Genomic DNA, 18332 nt, shown 5'->3' on the forward strand with positions numbered 1-18332 from the left:
GAGAGTATCATCTTTCGCTGTACCACCTGTTACTGCATACATTTCATATGAGTTCTTGATAACGGCAGAATACCGGCAGCGCTTAGTAAGTTTCCCGTTCAGCATCTGCAGCTCGGAAGTGATCTTCAAACAGGCTCTACTCGCACCGGACTTCCACCCTCTCCGGCTCGCTGACAGCTTTTGACCTCTGCTCTACTGTCTTCGTCTTCGCTTTTTCCGTCTATATGTATGGATTACCACCATACTTCGTTATTATACTTTATCATTTTTATACAAGTCAAGTGTTTTTACCATCTTTTCCGCCCCCGTCTTCTGCTTCTTCTTGCAGCTCTCTTCATCCTTCGCCTTCTCTGGCGCTCCTGTCTCCTTTGTTTGCGCCGGCTCAACCTCAAAAAGGAGCTCCTTTTCCTGCGCCGGATCACGAAAACTAAAATCACGGCAATGAGAATCAGCACCGCCGCTGCCCCAATCACAATCCAAATACTCTCTTCCAAAATCTTCCTGACGGATGTGACAACCCCAGGCTTTTTACCATCGCCTGCGGCCCTCTGCGCGGCCTTTTCATCCACATCAGCAGCCACTTTCCCGACAGTCTGTCCCTGCCAGGTAAGATACAGCATGGAAACCCCGTTTTCCTCCCCAGTCTCAAATTCAAGCTCCTCCTGAGGAATGCCCACCGGTAAATCCACATAGACCGGTCCCTTTTCCGTAATGGTGGCGTGCACATCTTCCTCCGCACTCTCCAGAATACTGCTCTTTGCCTCCTGGCGGCTAAATCCTGCAAACGCATAATCCAGCAGACTTCTCGTATCATCGTAAATGTGCTGACCTCTTGTCGCCATCTCCACACAGATCAGCCGCATCTTTCCATTATCCGCAAGGGTAATCAGTGTGTTTCCAGCCTCATCGGTATATCCGGTCTTACCGCCTACGCAGTATTCATAATAGTGTGAATTCCATGTCTCCATCATCTCATGCCGCTGTTGGAATGTCCGGGACTCGTTCACCAGGTTCGTCGGCCCGATAGTGTGTTCATACGTCTCCATAATCTCCAAAATCTCCGGATGTTCAAACAATTCCGCAGAAATCAGCGCCATATCGTAGGCCGATGTGTAATGATTCTCATCCTGTAGTCCGTGGGGGTTCACAAAATGGCTGTCGGTTGCGCCAAGCTCTTCTGCCCTCTCGTTCATGGCTTTCACAAACTTTTCGTAGCCGCTTCCATTTCCCTGCATCTTAGTTCCTATCGTTTCTGCCACGGCATAGGACACCTCGTTGGCCGATGCCAGCAGCACACCATACAATGCGTCCTTTAACGAAATCTCCTCTCCCGCCCGCATCCCGATATAGGCATCTCCCGGCTCCAGAAAATTCACACTTTCCTGGGAAAACGTCACCCGGTCCGTATTCAGATTCCCATTTTCAGCGGCCAGAAGTGCGGTCAGCACCTTGGTGATACTTGCCGGATAGTGCTTATCATGCATATTCTTGGCATACAGTATGGATCGCGTATCCGCGTCAATTACAATCGCCGATTGTCCATAGACTGCCGGTCCCTGCGGCCAGTTCTCAATCTCATTACTTTGAACAGGAAGCTCATAAGCTTTCTTTGCTTCCTCTTCCACATCTGTCGCCCAGACCTTTGCCGCCGGCATCAACGCCACCGCAACACACAAAAGCCCTGACAGTATTTTCTTCATTTTTCTTTTCATCGTATTTCTCCCCTGTTTTTCTTCGTACCTTAATAGTTTATCATATCTTCAGATGGAAGGTAAAAATTTTTTACACATTGTTTTTTTACTTTCCACGACATACACATCTTTCTTCTCCACATGTAAAACTGTCCACCTTCTGTGGATAACCTTGTGGAAAACTCCTATTTTGCTCTCTTATCTTTCCTTCTCTTTGTCATATCTATACCCCGTTTTCGCTGAAAAATCAAGGTTGATCAGCTTATTTCCTTCTTTTGTTCTTTTGCTCATTCCCTTTCCATAGGGCGTGGATAACTTTTTCAACAGCTTTTTCCTGTACTCCCTGTTTCCACGCCCTCATGTTGATAACAACTTCCTGTTTTTTTGCTATTTTCCTTGTTTTGTCCCATCCTTTTTCGGACATGTCCACAAAGTTATCCACCCTTTCCACATAGTTATCCACATCTTGTATTTTAAATTTCTCTTGACACAAGACTATGATACAATGACAAGAAACGTGCATATTTTTCACGCTTTCTTTCTATACTTAGTTATCATATCCTATTTTTAATTTGACGCTGATAAGGAGAGATAGAATCGTGAAACTGTATACTGCTTTGAAAGGAATTCAAGGAATCTTTGCCGTGTTCTTTTTTTTGGTGCTTCTCTGGCTGTCCGGCGATGGAGCCGTATCGCCACTGGGCTGCCGGCTAACCATCCTGTCGGGGTTTGTGATGACCTTCGTCTTTCTCGGCTTGGATCTTGTCTCGTGGCGCCGCCTCATAAAAAAAGAAGAGCGTCTTACTCTTCTCATACAAACGGATCTTCTGACCAGGCTTCCTAATTCCTGCGCCCTCCGTCAAGAGCTGGCGCAGCTTTCTGAAACCGTGCTGGACGACGATATTTCCTGCGCTGTTATTTCTTTTGACAATATCCACCGCCTGAACCGTACCTATGGCCATCAAGCCGGAGATATGGTTTTTGGTGAACTCGGGGATATCCTTGCGGTATCGGCGTCAGATCTGGGATTCATTGGGCGCAAAAGCGGACGCACCTTTCTTGCTCTGTTTGAGGGAAACGCCCGCGAAAAGGCCGCCCTTTTTCAGAAGAGGCTAAATCGGGGACTGGAAATCCACAATGCGACGACCGGCCTGCTTCCTATCACCTGTACCATCCGGCTGACTCACAATGATGAGCTTCATTATGTCTCTATCTATGATCTCGTCAAGCTTCGTCCGGATAGTTGTGGCGCCCATTCTCACGCACCCGCTTAATCTTTCCTGATTTTGTGCCGCACCAGGTTTTCTTAAAGGTGTGTCGAAAACTGGAAATTTCTTCATCTTGACAGTCACACTTTCTCTATTGTAAAATTGACTCAGAGAATCGAACATACGTTTGTTTCCATGTTCACACCGTCTCTGAAAGGCTTTCACCACCTGGATTTTGGAAAGAGAGGAGGTTCCGTATGATTCAGAAACATCACGCTATTGAACGAGTCTATGTCAGTGTTTCTTCTATTTTTGATTCCACCGGCTATATGCAGCCGACATCCATCACCTGGACGGACGGCCGCACCTTTCCGATTGAAAGCGTCCGGGATTACCGTCCTGCGGATGCCTCCCATAAGGACTGCTATACCGTCATCATCCGGGGCCAGGAGAAACATCTGTTTTTCGAGCGTACAGATCCCCTGTTTCCCAGCCGTGTAGGGAGATGGTTCGTAGAACGAAGCCCTGCTGTGCCACAATAATTTTAAGGTGATCCTGTGAAGAAAGAAGGTAGAAGATATGAAAACCTATCTCGCCATTGATCTAAAATCCTACTACGCATCTGCGGAATGTGCCGCCCGAAGGCTGGATCCTCTGACAACGCATCTTGTAGTTGCGGATTCCTCCCGGACAGAGAAGACCATCTGCCTTGCTGTCTCACCGTCTCTGAAAGCCTATGGAATCCCCGGCAGAGCCCGACTCTTCGAAGTAGCCCAGAAGATCCGCGAAGTCAACGTTGACCGTCTGCTCTTGGCTGTTCGTAATCATACCGCTCTTTGTAAAGATGGCCGCCCATCGCTTGGTACTCCTTCTTTTGACGCAGAGGCTCTGAAGAAAGATCCTACGCTGGAGGCGTCGTACTTGATTGCCCCGCCCCGGATGGCCTATTATATGGAAGTCTCAGCTAAAATTTATTCCATTTATCTGAAATATATTGCGCCAGAGGACATTCATGTGTACTCCATTGATGAGGTGTTTATGGATATTACTTCCTATCTGGCACATTACGGGATGTCTGCCTATGATCTGGCAAAAACAATCATCCGCGAGGTACTTTATGCCACTGGAATTACTGCAACCGCCGGGATCGGGACCAATCTGTATCTGAGCAAACTCGCCATGGATATCGTCGCCAAGCACACTGCTCCGGATCCAGACGGTGTACGGATTGCTTCCCTCAATGAAGAGTCCTTCCGGTATCTGCTTTGGGATCATCAGCCACTGACTGATTTCTGGCAGATCGGGACCGGTACAGTACGGAAACTGCGAAAGCACGGAATCCATACGATGGGAGAACTTGCGCGGGCAAGCCTTACGCAAGAAGAGATGTTGTTCAAAGAATTTGGAATCGATGCGGAAATTCTCATTGATCATGCCTGGGGGATCGAGCCATGCAGGATGGAAGATATTAAATCCTACCGTCCGGCAGACAAAAGTATCTGTGAGGGACAGGTACTCTCCTGCCCTTATCCATATGAAAAGGCCCGTCTTATTGTCCAGGAGATGACCGAGAGTCTTGCCTTCCGTCTATCTGATCTGAAGATGATCACGGATTCTCTGACTCTGACCGTTGGTTATGACCGGACAAACTGTACTACCGGTTCCTATCAAGGTGAAATCCATATCGATCATTATGGACGCAGCGTTCCAAAAGCAGCGCACGGCACAATCCATCTGGATCCTCCAACGAATCTGGGAAGCCGGCTCATCGACGCAGCCGTCCGTCTGTATGCCCAGATCACAAGTCCCCAGCTCCTCGTGCGCCGTATTTCGATCGCGGCCAACCGGGTCATAGAAGATCATGGCATTTACCAGCTCAATCTATTTACCGATATGAAAAAGCTGGAAAGAGAAAAAAAGCTCCAGGAAACAATACTGGATATCAAAAAGCGGTTTGGGAAAAATTCTGTGTTAAAAGGCACCAGCTTTTTGGACGGCGCCACCATGCGGGAGCGAAACGGACAGATCGGAGGTCATAAAGCTTAATTGTCCTTTCCCAAAAATCTTTCTGTAGACAAGGAGGAAACGATATGTCATCAAAGAAAGAACAATCCCCCTCCATGACAGCAGCAAAATATGCGGATATTCTGCACCTTGCAAGACCAAACCCTTCTCACCAGCATCCTCGGATGCTGGTGGAAAACCGAGCAAAGATCTTTTCCCCTTTTGCCGCGCTTCGGGGATACGAAGAAGAGATTGCCGAAGAGGGGTGGAAAAAAACACGGGTATCAAAAAAAGAATTATCTGAAGAAGATATAGACCGGCTTTCCGGGCTTCTTCGCCGTATCCGAAGCGGCATGACTGTGACTGTCCGCTATTTTCAGGAGGATACTGTACATCCTGCCTCTCCTCCTCTTGGAATCTTTTGTGAACTGACCGGCCGTGTAGAGAGGATCGATCCCGTCTTTCAAACTTTGCATTTGTCTGACGGCACAGTACGCACAGATATTCGCTTTGAGGATTTGGATGATATTGATATTCTGTAGAAAAAACAGCCTCCATCGATGGAAAACTTCTTTCTTCCAATCGTTGAAGACTGTATTTTCATGCAAAAAACGAATTTCTTTTGTTTATTTGAGATTTAACGTGCAGTCTTTTGTCGCCTTAGTAACAGGAACAACCGCACAAACAGAGTTATTCTCAATTTCTACAGAATATGTTTTGTGAATCAGACAGTTGACCGGATCTTCCGTAGCAATGACAATAGCAAGGCTGTGCCCCGGCTGTACCGTATATCTTGTTGCGTTCAGATAAATGTGATAGTCGTGATATTCTCCCTTTTTCAATTCAATACTGTTTGTGGCTGTCTCTGGCTCATATCCCGCCTCCGGATTACAAAGATCCGCAAACGCACGTGTAATAACACGATATTTTTTATGAACGGTAGCAAATTCTGCTTCGTTAAACGCCGGAAGATCTCCTCCGTTTACGATACCGCCTTCTTTTACTGTGACAACCGGAATCACATTTCTCTCGGGATCCACGGTCTGGATACTGTCAAATTCTTCATCACAGACATCACAAAGAAGAACCGCGATTTCAATATCATCCATCTTTCCGGAAACCTTGGAAACTCCAAGCTGCATCGTCAGAGTATCCGCGTCGTTTCTGTTTTCCGGATGAAAATCTGCGGTGGCGTCCCCATCCTTTAATGCTGCTTTTATGTTCAAACAGACGGTCCCCTGAATGGTTACGCTCTCTTCAAACGGGGCTGTCACAAAACGCTGAGTCATATTTGTGGATGTCTGCGCCGTCACATCGTCAAAATTATCCGCACTGATTCCTGCCCTCTCCCAGTCCGTATCAATAACAGTAACGCCCTTTCCTGTACATTCCATCTTCATCGTATGGTCTGTATCCCAGGAGTCTGACGCCTCCCACTTTTTTTGATCATAGTTCATCTGTACAAGAACTTCCGGCATTTCCTCCGCATGATTTTCTACCCCATAGAGATAATGAGAAATCCATTCATTGACAATATCGTCATAAAACTTCCCATCAATCAAAATCCCATAATTTTTATTTGGCATGGTCGGTGTGATATGCGGCCCCTGGTGAAGAATCGTTTTGTATGTCTGTCCCGACTTCTGGAAAGCTTTTACCATCATTTCAAACTGCTTCGTAGATACGTTTTCATCATTTAATCCCTGAACAATTAATGCGCTGCAGCGAATTTTATCTGCGTGAAGCCGATAATTTCCGCTGCCCCAGAACTTTGCATCATAGTCGAATCCGCATTTTAACTGCCGAAGGCTCAATTCATGGTGAAACGCCGCCATATCATCGAGCTGTTTTTCCGATAAAGTCTCATCGTGGTAACGGCTGGAACAATAGTAGGCCAAATAGCTGTTCAGCATCTCTTTTGGCCAGTAACGCTGTGCCCCCTGCATATTCTGCTGACTATACCAGTCAGAAATTCCTGCTACCGGAACGATCGTCTTTAAACCCTCAACCCCGGTTGTCGCTACTGCAAACGGCATGGTTCCGGCGTAAGACCTTCCTGTCATCGCCACGTTTCCATTAGACCAGTCTGCCTTCGTCGAGATGGTACCTTCCCGGTCCGCATAGGCAACCCGGTCGCCATGCAGCCATTCCACAACGGATTTGAAAGCATCCCGCTCATAATCAGACCCGACAAAATTAAATCCATCAGACCCAAGTGCGCCAAATCCGGCGCTGACGATCACTGCAAATCCTCGTACAAGATAATAATTGAAATGATCCAGATTCTCATAAACCATGCTGTCATGATTTCCCTTGTCCTTATAATACCAATCGGACGGATTCGCTTTCAGTGCAAGCTCCATGGCGCTGATCGATCCTGCCGGGACACGCGCCGGAACCTTTTTGTCCAGATCTGCAAAATCAAATTTGCGGTATTTTTTGTCCGCAACTTCTTTCATATGATCGTAACCGTCTTCCTGTACACCTGCACAGTATGGACGGGCTTCAAACAAAGAAGCCGCCTTATAATCACCCTCTGCCGCACTGCGTGGAACCTGGACAAGGACTTTAATCAAATCCCGTTTTCCGTCCCCATCCATATCATAATCTGATTCCACATACACACAGTACCTTACGATCTCCGATGTATGAGGATCATAATCTTCTCCTGTTTTTCCATCTGTAAATGGGAAAACGGGCTGTGCCAGTCCGTTTTCAAATACCGGTACTTTACTGTAACCTTGCTTTTGCATAATGACTTCCTCCTGCGTAATCAACCATCATTCTTTATGATTTCGTTTTCCTACACACTAGTATAGTTTTTTCTCAAAAGATAGTCAATCTTCATCCTGCCGACCTTTACGCCAGCCCTTTTTTCTCCAACCAGGATTCCAGGATCGGTTTGCCTTTCTTGATCTTTACAGCTCTGATCTGGAATTCCAAAATCGTCAGTCCTGTAAATACCAGCCATAGAACGATCAGGAAGATCACTGCGTTCCGGATGCTTTCTCCTCCGGCAATGGTACTTCGAAATGCTTCCACCGTATAGGTAAATGGTACCCAGTCATGGAGATATGGTACAAAGCTGCCTGATAATTCCAGAGGATATGTCCCGACGGAACCTGCAAGCTGAATGACCATAAAAATAAGCATCAGGAAACTTCCCACTTTTCCAAATGTATTCGTAAAGAAATACATGACAGACATAAATGCCACTGACGCAAGACATGCAAAAGCAATCGTCTTTGTCATTTGTACCGGCTCGAATCCATCAAAGAAATGCAGAAGTCCGATCATCACGACAGCCTGTGAAATGGCCACCAGGTACAAAACAGACGCTTTACTTGCCCACCATGCGAAACCGGACTTCAGCTTTCCATGATATTTTGTCAGCGGATACATCAGGCTGAATGCAATACATCCTACCCATAATGCCACAGACATCATATAAGGTGCCATTGCGTGTCCGTTGTTCTCTACCGTTGTCATCTGCTTTTCTGTCGTATTTACAGGAGCGGCAAACATGTCTTCCGTTTTCTGATTCATTGGCGTTTCTTTAACTGTTTTTGCTCCATCTTCCAGACCGCCTTTTAATGTCTCTGTTCCTGCCTTTACCTCTTCTAATCCATCGCCTAATGCTTTACTTCCGTCATGGAGTTTTAAAGCTCCGTCTGCAAGCTGTACAGCTCCACCATCTAACTGATTCATTCCACTGAGGATTTCCCCATTCTTTCCGGTAAGAGTACCCGTACCTTCAGCTAGTTGTTTTGCTCCCGACTCTAAATCACCCAGTCCTTTCGAAAATGTATCCATACCGCCTGCCAGCGTTTGACTTCCGGCCTTAAGCGTACCGGTTCCAGCTTTGAGATCCTTTGACCCCAGAGAGAGCTTCTGTATACCTTGCAGGAGATTTGGAACCTGTTGATTCATTCCCTGTACTCCCTGATCTAATCTGAAACTTCCCTGCACGAGCTGGCCAAGTCCCTGATCCAACTGCTTGGCTCCTTGTACCAGACTTTCCGTCCCTTGTGTTTTCAGTGCGTCCGCTCCTTTTTCCGTGCTTTGTATTCCCTGAACCAGTACCGGAGCCGCTTTAGACAATTCCAGGGCACCCTGATCGACATCTTTACTTCCCTGCTCGAGCTGAACTGCCCCCTCTTTCAGTCTATTTACACTTTCTTCCGTCTGGGTGCTGATTCCCTCTTTTAACTGCCCCATTCCGTTGTCTACACCTGTCAGAAACTGTTCTTTGCCATTTTCTGTCTGTGAAGACATCTCTTCCAATCCTCCTGAGAGTTTGGTAAGACCGTTGATCACGTTTTCCATTCCCTGTACTGATTGCGAACCGGTCTCTCCTTGTCCTGCTGCTTGCTCGGAAGCCTGAGTCAGCAGGTCTCCATTTTGTGCAAGGGCATTACCGCTGCTCTGAAGCGCTCCCGAAGCTGCCTGTAGACGATTTCCCGCTTCCTGCGCCGCCGCCGCATTTTTCTCTGCAACAGATATCGCCTCCTGTGCCACTTCTTTCACAGCCTCCATATCTCCTGAAGCGACTGCCCTCTGTAAGGAAGCGTTTAAATAAGATGCGTCGGTACTTTCTACTGCTGCCGCCTGACCTGCTGCCGCCCGTGCAGTCTGAGCCTGAGCCCGGGCTTTCTGTGCCGCACTTGCAAGCGTTTGTCCAAGCCCGGAACTTTTCCCACCCGTCGTCTCTCCAGTAGCTGCCTGAATACTTGCAATCAACTGATCTGTACTGTTTTTTAATTGGTCTGCTCCCTGTTTGACGGAATCAAACACCTGACTTCCTGACTCCTGAATATTTTTATTTACCTGGTCCACACTCTTTTCTATTTGTGGAATCATCTGCTTTTCCAGAAGACCGATTCCCTGCACAAGTTCTCCGGATCCTTTATAAACAGCATTTGTACCGTTTTGTAACTGTTGTGTCTTTTGCGGCATATCTGATGTTCCTATGCTGATCTGATTCAATCCTTCTTTCAGTACAGCCAGATTGTCGTCTACCTGCTCTGCGCCGGCCTTTAGGCTTTTGCTTCCGTCTTTCGCATCTTTCATCCCCTTGGCAAGCTGAGAGGATCCCTGAGACAATACCCCGGCCCCTTCCGAAAGAGCCGGCAGCTTTTCTTTTAGCTGATCGATTCCGTCATCCAGTTTCCCGGCTCCCTGATCCAGCTCTTTTGATCCGCCCGCCAGTTCTTTCGCTCCGTTTTTCAGTGTTTTTGCTCCACTATTTAGCTGTTTTCCTCCTTCATAAAGGTCATTTGCTCCTGCATTTGCAGATGCAACTCCTTCTGTATAAGCTTTCAGTCCTTCCTGCAATGTTTTACTTCCATTCCTAAATTCTAAGGTGCTGTCGGCCAGTACTTTCAGATTTGTCTCGATCGTTTCGTTTCCACTGATCAGTTCTTTGGTTCCTTCCTGAAGCTTTCCGGCGCCATCTGCCGCTTCCTGCATACCATCTCCAGCCTCTCCAATCTGTTCAAATACTGCCGCTGCATAACTCTGCGTCACTTCTTTCCGAACAGAGCTTTCGATTTTCTGCATGGCCGTTTCGCTCATCTTGGAAGCAATATAATTTGTTCCTGGATTTGTCTCGTATAAAAGTTCCATTTTTTCAGGATTTTTATCTGTCAACGTTGCGGCATTCGAAGAAAAATTCTCCGGTATTGTGATAACCATATAATAACTGCCGTCTTTCAATCCTCTTCTTGCGGCTTCCTGATCTGTAAAAGTAAAATCTAAAGAAGCATCCTTCTTCAAATTTTTAACCATTTCATCTCCCACATGTAATGTAGATGTTCCATACACCGCCGGCACATCTTCGTTTACTACAGCCACCGGCAGTTTATCTATGTTGCCATACGGGTCCCACATAGATCCCAGAAAAAGGGTCGTATAAATGGTAGGAATCGCAATAATGGCAACAATAACGATCAACATGATTTTATTGCCCAACAGTTTTTTCCACTCTTGTTTCAGCATCCTCCTGTCTCCTTTCCATTATTAATACACAACTTAATATAGTTTAATAGATGTTGTGTTGATTATTTTCCCATGAAGCATTATACTAAAGACGGAAATAACATACAACCAGCAACATTCCCACCTTTTGTATATTAGTAGACAGAAGGCGCCCTAATATCTATTATTTATATTTTTTTTATTTTTTGTTAAAAAGGAGGATTTCATCATGCCTGTAAAAACAGACCGCCGAATACGCAAAACAAAAGCCCAGCTTCGTACCGGGCTTGCCAAACTTTTACAAAAGAAAAGTATCAAAGAAATAACCGTAAAAGAACTCGTAGAACTGGTAGACATCAACCGTTCTACTTTCTATCTTCATTATTCAGATATTTACAATATGCTTTCTTCGATCGAAGAAGAATTATTGGAAGAAATCCGACAGACCATTCTCAATCACCCGGTAAGCCCTTTTAATGAATCCAGCTTTCCATTTATTGAAGATATCTTTCAAATTTTGGAAGAAAACAAGGATATCTGCTGTGCATTACTGGGACACAATGGAGACATTGCCTTTCTTCACCGGATTGAATCTCTTATTTCCGATCATAGTCTGAGTGTTCTAAGGGTGACCTTTCCGGAGACGATTGAGGATCTAAAATATTCCTATTCTTTCTGTCTTTCCGGCTGTATTGGACTTGTGAAAACCTGGCTGACCTCTGACACCAACGAAACACCACAGTATATGGCAGAACTTACTTTCCGGCTGATCATGAATGCTCTGCACGGAATGTATCCGCAAAGCTAAACCGCTGTCCCCTGGCTACAGGGCTGAAATTTTATGAATAACCGGCAAATGATTGCAGATATTGACCATTTTCCCTACCACCAATGCAGAAATGACTGTCCCGGCTCCGAGTCCGTTAAGCCTGTGAAAAAATAAAAAGGACAATACAAAGGAGATGGAAATCAGTGAAGTATCAAATACCACCTTGACCGTGCCAAACCGCTTCTGGCAGACTTTTGAAAGCGCTTTCACCACTCCCTCTCCCGGTACGAGCAACACATTCGGGGCAACTTCCATACTGATTCCAAAAGCAAGAATCACACAGCCAATGAAAAGAGACAGAAGCTATGCAGCTCCTTCTTCCGGGACAAATCCCTGCAAAATCTTCATACTGACGTCGATAAACCAACTGAACACGATATTGACGCCAATCTGTAAAATCTGTCTTTTTTCAAATTCTCTCCCCAAAAGTACAATCTGCGCCACAATAAATCCTGTGTTCATAATAAAAGTAAATTGTCCGAGAGTCAGAGTAAAACGCTGACTCAATACATAAGGCAAACTTGATATAGGAGACGTCCCAAGAGCCGCCTTCGTGATAAATGCAATCCCAAATGAATTGATCAAAATTCCTGCTACAAAACATAAAATTCTAAGAAGTTTTCGTTCCATATGATTTCTCTTCTCCTTCTTCAAGATTCTGAATAATCTTTTCAAATATACGGCAAAAATCATCTCTTTCTTCTTTGGATATTCCCCTCCAGCCTGTATCATCTACCACATCACAGATTTCCTTTACCCGCTCAGCCATGTTTCTTCCTTCTTCCGTCAGATAAATACAATTTGTCCTCCTATCCGGCAAATCGGAATCTTTCCTCACAAGTCCACATAACAGCATCCTCGTAATCAGGCTTGTGACGGTAGATTTATCCAATATACAAGCCTTTGCAATTTCTTTTTGTGTACATCCGTCATGCCCCAAAAGAAATTCAAGAATCTTCGGCTGTCCCGGCATCAGCTTTTCCCGGTTGGTTTGTTCTATAATCATTTTATTTGAAAGACTAAATGCCACAAGTAAAAGATAGTGAAGTTTCCTTTCATTCATAAATTCTATCCTCCACAAATAGTTTGAATTCAAACTATTTGCCATTATAATACGAGCTTTCAAATTTGTCAAACTGTACAGGAATGTCATTAAACAAGAAAAGCTCCTTACGTTTTTGCATTGTTTTCCAAAAACGTAAGGAGTTTCCTGCTTCAGCTTCTATTCTTTTGCTCTATCACAGGCCGTCTCCTGAACCCATACTGTCATTTCTCCCTCTCCTCTGTTATTCCACAGATAATACGGAATAAACCGCAGATGTTTCTTCTCATATTTTGTCGGCCTTTTTGTACGATACAGACAAGCTTCCCATCCTTCTGCCAACATCTGCATTCCTTCCGCCTTTAAATCCAGTTCTCCTGTTTCCAAATTCCCTTCGGTCATCTCAAACAAACTGTCGGAAGGAAGACTGATCCTTGTCAGTCCTTTTCCATTATCCGCTTCTTCGAGACAATAAATGAACGGTCCTCTTGATACGGCTGTTTTTCCAATGTCATATTTTACCATTGGGCTTGCATAATTACGCTCCACCTGCATAGAACATTCCAGCCTGATCTCATCCTGATCTTTCCATTTCCGTTCCAGATAGAGATACCCATTCCTTGGCAAATCCGTAACTTCTTCTCCGTTGACCTCTGCTTTCCATTTTCGGCACCATCCCGGAATACGCAGCGCAACCGTAAATTTCTCCAAGTAATGTGAGTTCTTTGCTTTTTCTATTATCAGTTTTGTTGTGCCGCCCCACGGCATCTGGCTTTCCACTCGAATCTGCGTATCCGTAAACGGCGTCTGCACACGTCCTCCCACATAGAGATGGAAGGCAATGGCGTCTTCTCTGACAGAACAGACATAGTTTCCGATCGACATAATCAGTCTTGCAAGGTTTGGAGGGCAGCACGCACAGTTGTACCACCTCCAGCGGGAAGTCTCCACATGTTTTCTTCTCTGATCCTTTCTGCTGGCCTCCGGGTCTGCCTCCAGCGGATTTACATAAAAGAACCTTGTCCCATCTATTGACATTCCACTGATACATCCATTGTAAAGGGCCCGCTCCATCACATCCGCGTACTGACCGGAAAGCTCCTTCTCCAACATTCGTTTTGCCCAAAAGACAAGTCCGATAGAGGCACACGTTTCTCCATATACCGTATCATTTGGCAAATCGTAGTCAAATGTAAACGATTCCCCATATTCCGAAGAACCAATAGCGCCGGTAATATACATTTGTCGTTTTGTAACGTCATCCCACAGCGTTTCCACAGCCTCCATAAGGCTGTCATCCTCCATGATTCTCGCCACATCGGTCATTCCAGAATAAAGATATACCGCCCTGACCGCATGCCCTTCCGCTGTTTTCTGCTCCCGTACTGGTTTTCCTGCCTGATAATACTGATACTGAAACAAACTGTTTTCCCAGTAGAATGGATTCTCGTATTTTTCTCCTTCTTCCCGGAAGTAAAGTGGTTCTTTCCCTCTCTCATCAATAAAATACTTCGCCAGATGCAGATAACGAATCTCACCTGTGGCCTCATACAGACGGACCAAAGCCATTTCAATAATTTCATGGCCAGGGTATGCGTGAATTTTTCCTTCTTCCGGTCCAAATGTGCGGTCAATGCAGTCCGCAAGTCTCTTCACAACATCCAGAAGCGTATGCTTTCCCGTCCCCAGATAATATGCGATACCGGCTTCAATCATATGTCCGGCACAGTATAGTTCGTGGTTGTCCCGTAGATTTGTCCACCTTTTTTCCAATCCGTTAATAATATAATAAGTATCAAGATACCCGTCCGGCTGCTGCGCTTTCTCGATGACCGCAATGACCTCGTCCGCCATCTGCTCCAATTCCCTGTCTTTCTTCCATGCAAGGGTATATCCTACCGCTTCCAACCATTTGGCCAGATCACTGTCCTGAAATACACATCCTTGAAAATCCCCCTTCTCCATCCCGGCTGCAATCCTAAAATTCTTCACACAGTGACTTGGGGCCGCGTCCTCCACGAGATCATTCAGCGCTTTCCACTGGTATGGGATCATCTTCGTCCGTACAACTTCCATTTTGTTTTTCCAAAACCGGTCGTCTATCGAATAAGCTTTCATATCCATAGGTCTGAAATCTTTTGTACCTCTCATCTTCTTACCTGCCTTCCTGGCCATTCAATATTGTCTCGCCTGTCGTAAGTGTCCGTATCTGGCTATCTGGCCCTTCGATCGTCCATCCCTCCTCCGTATTGTCATTCCACACTCTGAGGGATGGTGTTCCGTATTGATACTCTTCCAACTGCACTGTGATCCGCCTGTTCGTCTCATCGATACAGATTTTATTGATACTGCCGGATTCACATTCTATACGGATTTTGTGAGGAATCGAACAAAAGCGAACTCCAAGCCCGTCATACGGAATCATCCATTCCTTTCCTTCTTTTCTTTCATATAAACATCCATATCCACAACGTCCGAACACCGTATCATCCACCACATACGATTTTGCGGAAAACAAATAGCCGTACATGCCCATATCCGTATCCAGCGATCGAAAATCAAATCCACTTCTGTCAGGCCAGAATAGATACCAACCATGGGCAGCCCCATTACTCCGGATACAGGTTAAGAAGGAAAGCAGTCCTCCGTACCCTAATTTTAGCATAGATTCATCCCCTGTATGCTCAAATCCATGAAACAGAACCCTGGAATTCAGAGGAGTCCCATACCAACAACAGACATTTCCCCGCTTCTCATTTCCGTATAAGAACCATTCCGGTTGCCTGCCGCCCCTGAGAGCCGCCGTAATCCGATATGCCTCGTCTAATTTTTCCTCCTTCCCATAATATCTCATCATAGCTTCGTACTGATTATGGGATGTCTGATCCACATAAAGCTCCGATCCAAATGGATAGATGCTGCCTGCATTTTCTTCCGCAATAAAAGCAACTTTCCGATTCAGTTTTTCATACCATTGTGGTTCCTCTTCCTTTAATGTCTCAACCAGATCCACGATCGTCGCTCCCGCCGGCGCTCCGTTAAACTTGTTTTTTCCAAGTTCATATCCGGTCATGGAGGTACGGTAGGCCATTTCCAGATACGTTTCAGCATCTCTTTTTTCCGTAAGACCATATTGTTTTGCAATACGGTACATGGAGTAGTAAATGTCACTGATGAGCGGGTAGTTGAAAGACCGCAGAATTGATTCTGCCTTCTCTTTGTCCCATTTATTCCCACATGCGATATCAGAAGGGGTGCGATCTTCATAGTACAGCCCTCTTCTGGCATAATACGTATCCTTCTCCTGAAGTTTTCCATAAAGACAGTCGTCAATATATTCTTCCAATACCGAGATCTCAGCCGGATTGGGAATGAGGGTATTTTTCTCTGCCAGAAACATAGCCACCGGCAGGGCGTACTCATCCAATGCTCCTACCTGCCAGGACTCCTCACTTTCCGTGAACAGCATCTCCACTCCGTCATCATATGGCAGGAAAGCATGGTTGCGCCCAAACGGATCATACTCATTTCTGTAATACTGCCGTCTCACTATAAAATCTGCATGTTTTACAAGCAAGTCCCGTATCGTATCCGTCGCATAAAACATCAGGATTGTCTCACCTTTTCCATGATGGACACGTACTTTTTTCTGCCCCGGCTCCGTGAAGGTGAGCTCATAAAAATAGGAGTTGTTTTCCTTTTTTATTGCCTGAATCTGCATATTATTGGCTACCGGTATGAGACGCGGCTCATCTTTACAGCGCAGGCGAAGTTTAACTGGAATTCCCACCGGGGCAGCCATAGACGGCTGTACGTCCACATCCAACTGCCCTTCTGAGACCAGATTTTCTTTTCTCTCCTCTTCTGATCCTACGGCACAGAATCGGAAATGGAACTGTTTCATCTCGTATGGTTTTAGAAGCAAGGAGCTATTCCCATTCATTCCGTACTTCTGTTGCTCTGTCTCTTCTTTCCATCCTTCACACTTCCTTGCCGCCGCAGAATACAGAGAAAGATAATACGGCCCCTCAAACGTCAGACTCCACTGACATCCAATAGCAGTATCCATTTGGTAGGCCGTCTCTATCTTACCGCCATCCAATATCTGGAACAAAAGTCCCGGATAGTCACCCTTGGGTCTCTGGCAGAATACATAGGAACTGCTTCCGTCAATACTCAGATGCTGGAAAACTCTTTGTTCATGCCATAGTTTTTGCTTTATCCCCCTCCAGTTTTCAAAATCCTGATACTTCTCATCTTCAAAAATGCCTGTATAATCTGTATTTGTAAGAAATGCAAGGGAAATCTCCCCTACTTCTATTTCCTGATCCAAAGGATTTTTCACTGTAAGGCCCCAATGAAGCCCATCTTCTTTCATCTGAAATGTCTGTTCCGTATTCAGGGTGCGGATTCCTCTCTGTTTTTCAGAAGGCTCCAGCCAGGATACCCGAACCTTTTCTTCCTCCACACTCACAATTCTGTTATCTTCGGAATCTGCCGTCCGTTCTTCTCTCCATCCCTCCGCGTTTTCATCCCATATCCGAAAACGGACATCTCCCATCCACTGATTTGCTTCCCGAATGGACGGATAGGAAATATTCTTTCTGTTTCCGATATACTCGGTTTTCAACGGATCTCCTTTCATGCGGATGGAAATCAATTTTCCTGTTTCCGGGTCAAACCCGGCTGTCATCTGTTTATTTTCCAAAAAAATGGCTGACATACCGTCTCCTCCTTTCTGTTCATCTATTCCTTCACCGCTCCTGCCGTCATTCCTTTAATCAGACCTTTGGACGCAAACATCGTAAATATAATAACCGGAAGGACATAGATTACAGCATTTGCGGTTAATTTGCCCCAGTAGATCTGAAATGTCGATACATAAGACTGGATGCCAAGAGGCATCGTCTTTAGTTCCGGACTGCGGATGATGACGGACGCGTACATAAATTCATTCCATGTTGACAAAAAACTCATCAGTGTAGCGGAACAGATACCAGGAAGTGAGATTGGTATAACAAGTCTCCGGATGACTCCCAAAAGTCCCAGGCCATCAATCTTTCCCGCATCCTCAAGCTCCTGCGGAAACTCCATAAAAAACGTCCTCATCAACATGACTGCAAAAATTACGGAGCCCGGAAGATAACTGATGATCAAACCTGTCCGCGTATTAATCAGATGAAATTTGGATAAAATTTGAAAAAGCGGGAGCAACTGGGTTACTGCCGGAACCATACGGATTACAAGAATAACCATAAAAAATACGGTTCCGGCCCGAAATCGGATCTTTGCCAGGGCATACGCCGCAGGGATGCTGATCACAAGAGTAATCGCCGTCGTAATAAGAGCAATAATCAGACTGTTCTTCATATACATAAACATACTCCCGTCCGCAATTACATCTCTGTAATTCTGCAAAGTTGAAGGATCCGGCAGAATATGGATTGGTACCTCAAATAGTTGTACTTCTGTCTTTAAAGACGAAAGTACCAGCCATAAAAACGGAAATACCATAAAGACAGATGCGATAACCAGCACACAGTAAGTATACAGATTTGATATCCATTTTTTCTTTCCCATCC

Annotated in this window: 13 protein-coding genes and 1 pseudogene; 5 read left to right on the forward strand and 9 right to left on the reverse strand. The window is 45.5% G+C overall.

Annotation, left to right across the window (positions count from 1 at the left end; all coding sequences use genetic code 11):
• Positions 1-287: 287 nt before the first annotated feature.
• Entirely contained in the window at positions 288-1712 is a 1425-nt protein-coding gene (locus AOA56_RS12235; protein WP_024733905.1) for a hypothetical protein, read from the reverse strand.
• Between the two features lie 241 nt (positions 1713-1953).
• Positions 1954-2142, reverse strand: coding sequence for a hypothetical protein (locus tag AOA56_RS12240; RefSeq protein WP_147323268.1), 189 nt, complete (start codon positions 2140-2142; stop codon positions 1954-1956).
• Between the two features lie 148 nt (positions 2143-2290).
• On the opposite strand from AOA56_RS12240, the gene AOA56_RS12245 reads away from it, so the two are divergent.
• The 4 genes from AOA56_RS12245 to AOA56_RS12260 all read left to right on the forward strand — a co-directional run bounded on the left by AOA56_RS12245 (position 2291) and on the right by AOA56_RS12260 (position 5445).
• The gene (locus AOA56_RS12245; RefSeq protein WP_053769768.1) at positions 2291-2965 is read left to right on the forward strand and encodes a GGDEF domain-containing protein; all 675 of its coding nucleotides are present in this window, start codon (positions 2291-2293) and stop codon (positions 2963-2965) included.
• Positions 2966-3156: 191 nt separating this feature from the next.
• A complete protein-coding gene (locus tag AOA56_RS12250) occupies positions 3157-3441 on the forward strand; it encodes a hypothetical protein (protein ID WP_024733908.1) in 285 nt (94 codons plus the stop codon).
• A gap of 37 nt (positions 3442-3478) precedes the next feature.
• Positions 3479-4945, forward strand: a complete 1467-nt coding sequence (locus AOA56_RS12255) for a Y-family DNA polymerase (protein WP_053769769.1) — start codon at positions 3479-3481, stop codon at positions 4943-4945.
• A gap of 44 nt (positions 4946-4989) precedes the next feature.
• Positions 4990-5445, forward strand: coding sequence for a YolD-like family protein (locus AOA56_RS12260; protein ID WP_053769770.1), 456 nt, complete (start codon positions 4990-4992; stop codon positions 5443-5445).
• Between the two features lie 84 nt (positions 5446-5529).
• On the opposite strand, the gene AOA56_RS12265 is transcribed toward AOA56_RS12260, so the two are convergent.
• Both AOA56_RS12265 and AOA56_RS12270 read right to left on the reverse strand, forming a co-directional pair.
• Positions 5530-7656, reverse strand: coding sequence for a CocE/NonD family hydrolase (locus AOA56_RS12265; RefSeq protein ID WP_053769771.1), 2127 nt, complete (start codon positions 7654-7656; stop codon positions 5530-5532).
• Positions 7657-7762: 106 nt separating this feature from the next.
• Positions 7763-10900: a YhgE/Pip domain-containing protein gene (locus AOA56_RS12270; protein ID WP_053769772.1), complete on the reverse strand. Its 3138-nt coding sequence runs from the start codon at positions 10898-10900 to the stop codon at positions 7763-7765.
• A 208-nt stretch (positions 10901-11108) separates the two neighbouring features.
• Between AOA56_RS12270 and AOA56_RS12275 the strand changes: the two genes are divergently transcribed.
• Positions 11109-11687, forward strand: a complete 579-nt coding sequence (locus tag AOA56_RS12275; protein WP_024733913.1) for a TetR/AcrR family transcriptional regulator — start codon at positions 11109-11111, stop codon at positions 11685-11687.
• A gap of 15 nt (positions 11688-11702) precedes the next feature.
• Here the strand turns inward: AOA56_RS12275 and AOA56_RS12280 are convergent.
• From AOA56_RS12280 to AOA56_RS12300, 5 genes and pseudogenes are all read right to left on the reverse strand, one after another.
• Positions 11703-12401 (reverse strand): annotated as a pseudogene (locus AOA56_RS12280) (YczE/YyaS/YitT family protein).
• Positions 12319-12771, reverse strand: a complete 453-nt coding sequence (locus tag AOA56_RS12285; protein ID WP_053769773.1) for a MarR family winged helix-turn-helix transcriptional regulator — start codon at positions 12769-12771, stop codon at positions 12319-12321. Before AOA56_RS12285 ends, AOA56_RS12280 begins: the two are co-directional and overlap by 83 nt.
• A 159-nt stretch (positions 12772-12930) precedes the next feature.
• The gene (locus tag AOA56_RS12290; RefSeq protein WP_053769808.1) at positions 12931-14901 is read right to left on the reverse strand and encodes a glycoside hydrolase family 127 protein; all 1971 of its coding nucleotides are present in this window, start codon (positions 14899-14901) and stop codon (positions 12931-12933) included.
• A 4-nt stretch (positions 14902-14905) separates the two neighbouring features.
• Entirely contained in the window at positions 14906-17473 is a 2568-nt protein-coding gene (locus AOA56_RS12295; RefSeq protein ID WP_053769774.1) for a DUF5695 domain-containing protein, read from the reverse strand.
• Between the two features lie 23 nt (positions 17474-17496).
• A complete protein-coding gene (locus tag AOA56_RS12300; protein WP_048621170.1) occupies positions 17497-18330 on the reverse strand; it encodes a carbohydrate ABC transporter permease in 834 nt (277 codons plus the stop codon).
• Positions 18331-18332 lie beyond the last annotated feature (2 nt).

The organism is Sellimonas intestinalis (genome assembly GCF_001280875.1).
In the GTDB taxonomy this organism is placed as follows: domain Bacteria; phylum Bacillota; class Clostridia; order Lachnospirales; family Lachnospiraceae; genus Sellimonas; species Sellimonas intestinalis.

Coding starts and splice junctions, on each gene's coding strand:
- AOA56_RS12300 (WP_048621170.1), bottom strand. CDS start 18,330: ATGGGAAAGAAAAAATGGATATCAAATCTGTATACTTACTGTGTGCTG.
- AOA56_RS12255 (WP_053769769.1), top strand. CDS start 3,479: ATGAAAACCTATCTCGCCATTGATCTAAAATCCTACTACGCATCTGCG.
- AOA56_RS12235 (WP_024733905.1), bottom strand. CDS start 1,712: ATGAAAAGAAAAATGAAGAAAATACTGTCAGGGCTTTTGTGTGTTGCG.
- AOA56_RS12290 (WP_053769808.1), bottom strand. CDS start 14,901: ATGAGAGGTACAAAAGATTTCAGACCTATGGATATGAAAGCTTATTCG.
- AOA56_RS12265 (WP_053769771.1), bottom strand. CDS start 7,656: ATGCAAAAGCAAGGTTACAGTAAAGTACCGGTATTTGAAAACGGACTG.
- AOA56_RS12285 (WP_053769773.1), bottom strand. CDS start 12,771: ATGAATGAAAGGAAACTTCACTATCTTTTACTTGTGGCATTTAGTCTT.
- AOA56_RS12295 (WP_053769774.1), bottom strand. CDS start 17,473: ATGTCAGCCATTTTTTTGGAAAATAAACAGATGACAGCCGGGTTTGAC.
- AOA56_RS12260 (WP_053769770.1), top strand. CDS start 4,990: ATGTCATCAAAGAAAGAACAATCCCCCTCCATGACAGCAGCAAAATAT.
- AOA56_RS12275 (WP_024733913.1), top strand. CDS start 11,109: ATGCCTGTAAAAACAGACCGCCGAATACGCAAAACAAAAGCCCAGCTT.
- AOA56_RS12250 (WP_024733908.1), top strand. CDS start 3,157: ATGATTCAGAAACATCACGCTATTGAACGAGTCTATGTCAGTGTTTCT.
- AOA56_RS12270 (WP_053769772.1), bottom strand. CDS start 10,900: ATGCTGAAACAAGAGTGGAAAAAACTGTTGGGCAATAAAATCATGTTG.